This window comes from Lysinibacillus composti, from assembly GCF_016908465.1.
GTDB lineage: Bacteria > Bacillota > Bacilli > Bacillales_A > Planococcaceae > Ureibacillus > Ureibacillus composti_A.
Genome location: NZ_JAFBDY010000044.1, coordinates 1 through 7,143, shown reverse-complemented (window position 1 = coordinate 7,143; position 7,143 = coordinate 1). Strand labels below are relative to the sequence as shown.

Annotated in this window: 6 protein-coding genes; 1 reads left to right on the top strand and 5 read right to left on the bottom strand. The window is 39.8% G+C overall.

Features of this window, described 5'->3' with window-relative positions; genetic code table 11:
• Positions 1-600 precede the first annotated feature (600 nt).
• The 4 genes from JOD29_RS20100 to hisD form a co-directional block, all read right to left on the bottom strand.
• Positions 601-1,698 carry an iron-containing alcohol dehydrogenase family protein gene (locus JOD29_RS20100; RefSeq protein ID WP_124767049.1) on the bottom strand — a complete coding sequence of 366 codons (1,098 nt, stop codon included), beginning with the start codon at positions 1,696-1,698 and terminating at the stop codon, positions 601-603.
• 147 nt (positions 1,699-1,845) lie between these two features.
• A complete protein-coding gene (locus JOD29_RS20095) occupies positions 1,846-2,613 on the bottom strand; it encodes an SDR family NAD(P)-dependent oxidoreductase (RefSeq protein WP_124767050.1) in 768 nt (255 codons plus the stop codon).
• A gap of 2 nt (positions 2,614-2,615) precedes the next feature.
• Complete coding sequence (locus JOD29_RS20090; RefSeq protein WP_192894276.1) at positions 2,616-3,554, bottom strand: 3-hydroxyacyl-CoA dehydrogenase family protein; 939 nt, start codon at positions 3,552-3,554, stop codon at positions 2,616-2,618.
• Between the two features lie 5 nt (positions 3,555-3,559).
• Positions 3,560-4,852: a histidinol dehydrogenase gene (gene hisD / locus JOD29_RS20085; protein ID WP_124767052.1), complete on the bottom strand. Its 1,293-nt coding sequence runs from the start codon at positions 4,850-4,852 to the stop codon at positions 3,560-3,562.
• A 331-nt stretch (positions 4,853-5,183) separates the two neighbouring features.
• Between hisD and brnQ the strand changes: the two genes are divergently transcribed.
• A complete protein-coding gene (brnQ, locus tag JOD29_RS20080) occupies positions 5,184-6,530 on the top strand; it encodes a branched-chain amino acid transport system II carrier protein (RefSeq protein ID WP_124767053.1) in 1,347 nt (448 codons plus the stop codon).
• A gap of 112 nt (positions 6,531-6,642) precedes the next feature.
• Here brnQ and JOD29_RS20075 read toward each other — a convergent pair whose 3' ends face one another.
• Positions 6,643-7,020, bottom strand: coding sequence for a hypothetical protein (locus tag JOD29_RS20075; RefSeq protein ID WP_205101748.1), 378 nt, complete (start codon positions 7,018-7,020; stop codon positions 6,643-6,645).
• Positions 7,021-7,143 lie beyond the last annotated feature (123 nt).

Here is a 7,143-nt window from a genome sequence, read left to right as displayed (position 1 = left end):
AATGTAAGCAGGGGTTTATTTATTGCCCAAAATTATTTTCTTAAGACTGTTGAAAACATTCGTATTGAAATTTACACAATTTTAAGGACTTGACTCGGTTAACGGAATTTTCATCCCTTATATCTGCCCAATAAGCCGCCTCTCCGCACATTAACGGAAGAAATTTCCCTTATTTTAAAAATTGCCGATATCTTATCCGAAATAAAGGAATGTTTTTCCCTTATCTCATCCGAACCTTTGAATTTCACCCTAATTTAGAGCAGTTAACGGAATTTTCTTCCCTTAAATCTGCCCAATAAGCCGCCTCTCCGCACATTAACGGAAGAAATTTCCCTTATTTTAAAAATTGCTGATATTTTACCCGAAACAAAAGAACGGTTTCCGCTTATCTAATTTTCACCTCCATTTAGAGCGGTTAATCACAACCCTCCGCCGTTCTCCCCTCCTAGCCTCCACTATATGCATTCATAAGAAAAAACAGCATGGTGAATTCCTTTACGAATTCCCATGCTATTTCACTTTTGTACTTCAAAAGAAGACCCGTTCATATCGCACTTTGAGCTGCACCTACATAGTAGATAGAATTCCCACCATCTGCAATTAGATTTTCAATTCCTTATAATATTTCTCCAATGCTAGAATCGCGTCCCTTACTCGTGTTGACGTGATTTCGCCGATGGACATTAAATGGATCGACTCTTCTGGAATTGTTGCTTTTTCAGCTACTTCATTCACCATCTCATCTGTAATCCCATCTATTCCTAACTCGCTAAGGGATAATGGTAAACCAAGTTGCTGATAGAAGGGCACAAGTCTTTGAATTTCATTCCAGCGATTTTCTAATACTAATTGCACTAAAATACCATAAGCGACTTTTGAACCGTGTAATGCGTGATGTGTTTCTTCTAGCATCGTTAAACCATTATGAATCGCATGGGCTCCTGTCACCCTACCGAAATGGTCTCCAAATCCCCCTACCATTCCACTATACATAATGATTGTTTCCACCACTTTGATGAATTCTTCGTTCACTTCGCCATTACGAACGGCACGAACAGCTTCCACGGCTGATTGTACTAAAATCACCTTACATTGCTCAGCTGTATAATGAGCGATCATCATTGGGACCGTTTTATTGGCAATAGCTCTTAGTTGGATGTCTGCTTCATACCATTTTGCTAATGTATCCCCAATGCCCGCCACGAACAGATCAACCGGAGCCATTACTAATATTTCTGGTTCGATTAATACTAGACTTGCCGAAACTGGATAAATATCATATCGAATAAACGAGCCCGCATCATCATATAGCACGCTTAACGGTGTCCATGGTGCACAATTGGAAGCCAACGTCGGGATTAAGATGATTGGTTTGTGTGTTTCATTACCTGTTGCCTTGACTAAATCTAAAACTTTCCCACCGCCAACACCAATAATCGCTTCATATTCTTGAGAAAGCACTAATTTTGAAACTTTCTCGATTTCCTCGAAAGAACATTCTCCGCCATATATGTATTCATCGTATTCAATTTGTTCCATTGTTGGCCAATATGCTTTTGCGGCTTCCCATGATTTCACTCCGCGCACAACCAGCACTTTTTTATGATTTCTTTCAATTAATTTAGACTCTAGTAAGTCCAATGCACCCTTTTGCAGAATATACTCACTCGGTGCCCCATGTACATGTATTGTTTTCATCCTATCCACTCTTTCATAGAAACATAACGTTAAAATATTATAACACTATTCCATTTATTAAAAATAGTCTGATAACATTACGCTCAAGAAAGCGATGTATAAGATAAAAGCAGGGAAACCGTTTGTGATTTCCCCACTTTTTTCTATCTAAATAGCGGTCCATCCGCCATCTACCTTAATGGTCTCACCCGTGACAAAATCAGCTAATTCAGATGCTAAATAGAGAACCGCACCTGAAATATCTTTTGGTTTTGGCATCTTGCCCAAAAGAATTCGACTTTCTACATCTTTTTTAAAGTTTTCATCTTTAAACATACCTGCTGTAAGTTCCGTCTCCACAAAGGTTGGAGCGACGGCATTCACATTAATTCCGAACGAAGACCACTCCACGGCCAACGCCTTTGTTAACTGAACAACGCCGCCTTTACTCGAACAATATGCCGCTCTCTTAATATAGCCAACAAAGGACATTTGGGAAGCAATGTTAATGATCTTCCCCTTTTTTCCTTGTTCAATCAAATGCTTGCCTACCGCTTGACTGAAGAAGAAAACAGACTTTAAATTCGTATCGAGGATGGTGTCCCAATCCTCTTCTGTCACCTCAATGGCGGGCTTTGGAATGTTGACACCAGCATTGTTAACCAGGATGTCGATTGTGCCATAATCCCGGACTGTTTCCGCTACAATCTCCTGGATACGAGAAATGTCATTCACATCCGCTACAACTGCTTTATGTTTTCCACTACCAGCCTCGTTTAGCTCAGCAAGCGTATCTTCTAAAGCCGTTGCTCCTCGTCCAATGATCAATACATGGGCGCCAAGTTTTACAAAGGAAAGCGCAATATCTTTCCCAATTCCTTTACTTCCCCCCGTAACCATAACCGTTTTATTATGTAGATCCGTAAAGTACGTCATCTTTACTCATTCCTTTCTCGGTCAAGTTTTAGGAAATGAATCAATGTTTCCTCGCGTTCAGCATTGATTTTTTTAGATGTCTCTTCATCCCACTGATAAAAGCCCTCTCCACTCTTATCTCCGAGCTTGCCATCCTCTACTAAACTCGTTAATATTCTGCCCGATTTTTCAGCAGTACTTAAGTCTTCGAATAGATAGTTAGAAATGGCAGAAAAAACATCAAGGCCACCCATATCTGCCGTCATTAATGGTCCCGTAACAGGCAATCGGCGACCTATACTGTAAACTACCGCAGCATCAATGTCTTCTTTTGATGCGACGCCTTCGTCCAATAAAGACTGTGCTTCGCGGAACAAAGCGTATTGCAGACGATTTCCGATGAATCCCGGAATTTCTTTATTGATGAAGATCGGATGCTTGTGCATTCTTCTCATAAATTCCATCGTCCGGTCAACGGTTTCTTGATTGGTCTTCTCTCCTTTTACTACTTCCACCAGGGGAATCAAATGACCGGGATTCCAGTAATGGGTCACAATAAAACGCTCAGGGTAACGTGCATTTTCTGCTAAGCTCGTCGGTGTGAATCCAGAGGTGTTGCTGGCGATGATGACATCTTTCCCAATCAGCTGTTCGAGTTCCTGATAAAATGCAAGTTTCATTTCAAGAACTTCAGGAATTGCTTCAATGATAAATGTCGCATCTTCTACCCCTTCTTTTAAGGATGTAAGAAGTGTAATCCGCGCATCAATCTTTTCAGCTTCACTTTGATCAAGTAACTCATTTTCTACCAATACGCTTAGTTTATTTTGGATTCCCTTGTTTGCCCTGTTGAGGTTCTCTTCATTGACCCCAACAACCTTTACGTCCAAGCCCGCCCATGCAGCTGATAACGCAATGGAATGACCCATCGTACCGCATCCTACAATTGATAACTTCTCCACTAGATTCACCCCTTTACACTACTTTTTTGACCATAGCGACGTACACGTAGTAAGGCTTGTTCTGCATGACCCGCAAAGTTCTCCAATTGGCATAGACGGGCTGCATATTCCCCAATGTACGCAGAGGCTTCCTTCGTTACTTTTTGGTAGGTTACCGTTTTAATAAACTTCCCTACCCAAAGACCGCCAGTATAACGGGCTGCCCCTTTTGTCGGCAATGTATGGTTCGTCCCAATGACTTTATCGCCATAAGCAACGTTTGTTTCAGGCCCTAAAAATAAAGAACCATAGTTCGTCAGATTTTCTAAGAAGTAATCAGGGTTCTCCGTTAAAATCTCCACGTGTTCAAACGCTAACCTATTCGCTTCCACAACGGCTTCTTCAAGACTATCTACGACTAAAATCTGACCATAATCTGCCCAAGAAACACGAGCAATATCTGCTGTTGGCAGTACTTTTAGCTGTCTTTCAATCTCTTCAATTGTTTCATAGGCAAGCCTTTCAGATGTTGTAATTAACGCCCCTGGTGAAGTTGGCCCATGCTCCCCCTGTCCAAGAATATCCGTTGCAATCATTTCGGCATCCGCTGTTTCATCAGCTACGACTAATGTTTCAGTTGGACCAGCAAATAAGTCGATTCCGACACGACCAAATAATTGACGTTTTGTTTCCGCAACGAAGGCATTCCCAGGTCCAACAATCATATCCACTGGCTGGATCGTTTCCGTTCCAATTGCCATCGCCGCCATTGCCTGAATACCACCAAGTAAATAAATTTCATCCGCACCTGCTAGTGACATCGCTGCAATTGTTGCCTTTGGTACTTGTCCGTTAATTGGCGGCGTACAAGCGATTACACGTTTTACACCCGCAACCTTTGCTGTCAACACGCTCATATGCGCAGAAGCAACCATTGGATACCGTCCTCCAGGAACATAACAACCAACACTACTTACAGGAATATTTTTATGACCCAGTATGACGCCAGGAATGTTTTCTACTTCTATATCATTCAGGGAAGCTAGTTGTGCTTCGGCAAATTCACGAATATTTTTTTGCGCAAATTTAATATCTTCAATAACCTCTGCAGGCACTGATGCCACAATCTCCCTGATTTGCTCTTGAGTTAAACGGAACGATGCTGGAGACCATTTATCGAATTTCTCTGAGTATTCACGAACTGCTGCATCCCCGCGCGCTTCAATGTCTTGAATTGCATCTGCAACAATTTTTGAAACTTGAAGGTCATTTTTTGAAACTTCCTCTTTTGATTTCCCCGCCTTAATGATTTTCACCATGAACATGTCCCCCTTAAAAAAGTGCATACCTTATAGTTTATGATTACTAATCTATATAAATGATAGATTGGTAGAAGTATTTACTAGATAAATAAAATAAGGAGGATGGCATCAAGTATTCAGTAAAGGTTGTGCCTCTATGAAAATCCCAAGGGCACTCGAATGTTTGAAATATCTAAATATTATGATAAATTAATATGATTTTATTGAATATATACCATTTAGAAAACACAAAATTATCATATTTATCGGAACACTTGTGTAAAAAGTCTAGCTTACTCCCTAAAGTGGTGATAAAATAAATGAAATTCACCCTAGAAGGAGCATAATTATGCAACAAAAAATATCATTTTCTACCTATGCCATCATTGGTACGATGCTGTTTGGCATGTTCTTTGGTGCAGGTAATTTAATCTTTCCGATCCAAATGGGGCAACTTGCTGGAACGAATTTTTGGCCGGCTTTAATCGGATTCTTAATTACAGCAATTGGACTACCATTTTTGGGGATTTTGGCATTCGGTTTATCTGGTAGTAATGGATTACGTGACTTAGCAAGTCGGGTTCATCCGCTATTTGGAATCGTCTTCGCTGTGGCGTTATATTTAACGATTGGACCGTTTTTTGCCATTCCAAGAACAGCAACCGTTCCATTCGTAGTTGGTTTTGAACCGTATATCAATCCAGCACACAGCTCTTTATATCTTGGACTATTTAGCTTTGTGTTCTTTGCGATCGTTTATTACTTCTCTTTGAATCCAGCAAAAATCATCGACTATATTGGAAAATATTTAACTCCTGCGTTTTTAGTATTTCTATTCATCTTAATTATCATTGCGATTGTTAAACCAATGGGTCAGTTCGGAAACCCAACTGGTGACTATAGCGGTTTAGCCTTTATTACAGGCTTTAAAGAAGGATATAACACGATGGATGCCCTTGCTTCACTGGCATTCGGTATTGTGGTCATTTTAGCAATTAAGGGACAAGGTATCACTGATCGTAAGGAGATTGCGAAAGCTACTTGGAAAGCAGGTATTTTCGCGATGATTCTCATGATGCTAATTTACGGGCTTATTACGTATATGGGGGCATCAAGCGTATCGGCAATTGGTACATATGATAATGGCGGCTTAATCTTTGCAGCGGTAGCTCAGCATTATTTCGGTCCATTCGGCGCTATCTTATTAGCTATTATTATCGTCCTTGCTTGTTTAAAAACAAGTATCGGCCTTATTACGTCTTGTAGTGAGTTCTTTAATCAGGTTTATCCGAAAATAAGTTATAAATGGTTCGTTCTGATTTTATGTCTTCTATCATTTACGATTGCTAACTTTGGTTTAAACAATATCATTCAATATGCGATACCAGTTTTAATGTTATTGTATCCGTTAGCGATTGTTCTGATTTTATTAGCCCTTTGTTCACCTTTGTTTGGTCATAAGCAAAGTGTTTACGCAGCGGCAATGATCTTTACGTTTTGTGTAAGCTTCTTCGACGGCTATAGCACGCTAGTAAGCAGTCTACCTGGAGCAACGATTGCTGTGTTTGAATCTGTTAAATCGTTCTACACAAATTACTTACCACTTTACGATATTGGGCTTGGTTGGATGTTACCAGCTGTCGTTGGTGTCATTATTGGGTTAATTTGGCCAAAGAGCGCTAAAACTGTTCAATAACGAATAAAAGATGGAATAAAACCGAAGAACACCATTTCCACAAAGGAAATGGTGTTCTTTTGTTGTTAATTCCAACCGTGAACTAAAAGTTTATTCTAATAAAGAATTTAAATTAAGTGTCTGGTGAGAGCGGACTAAGCACACAAGCCGCAAAGCCACGTTGAAAACGCGTCTTTACGACTTGTCTTTGTGCTTTGTGTAAGCGTATAATGAGTCCTTCTAAACTTTCCGGAAATTTTGCGCGGCTTACAGTGGTAGGCCGCGGTTTCTCGATAATGCTAACAGTTATTAATCTCAAATTATAAAGTATAAACTTGCTAGTAGCCAGCGCAAGTAAATAGGGGAAGATTTTTCCCTTATTTTCAAAATAGGGTTCACTTTCGAGGTAAATAAGGGAAAGTTTTTCCGTTATACATAGTAAAATCCCCTTCTTTTCATGTTTTTCGGATGAATAGAGGAAATTTCTTCCCTTATTTAAGCCGTTTTTCATGTTAATTTACCAATTAAGGGAGTTCTCTTAGTCAAGTCCTTAAAATTGTGTAAATTTCAATACGAATGTTTTCAACAGTCTTAAGAAAATAATTTTGGGCAATAAATAAACCCCTGCTTACAT

Bases quoted from the DNA above. Each gene is read 5' to 3' on its own strand.
- JOD29_RS20100 (WP_124767049.1), bottom strand. From the start codon at position 1,698: ATGAAAACAATACATGTACATGGGGCACCGAGTGAGTATATTCTGCAA.
- JOD29_RS20095 (WP_124767050.1), bottom strand. From the start codon at position 2,613: ATGACGTACTTTACGGATCTACATAATAAAACGGTTATGGTTACGGGG.
- hisD (WP_124767052.1), bottom strand. From the start codon at position 4,852: ATGGTGAAAATCATTAAGGCGGGGAAATCAAAAGAGGAAGTTTCAAAA.
- brnQ (WP_124767053.1), top strand. From the start codon at position 5,184: ATGCAACAAAAAATATCATTTTCTACCTATGCCATCATTGGTACGATG.
- JOD29_RS20075 (WP_205101748.1), bottom strand. From the start codon at position 7,020: ATGAAAAACGGCTTAAATAAGGGAAGAAATTTCCTCTATTCATCCGAA.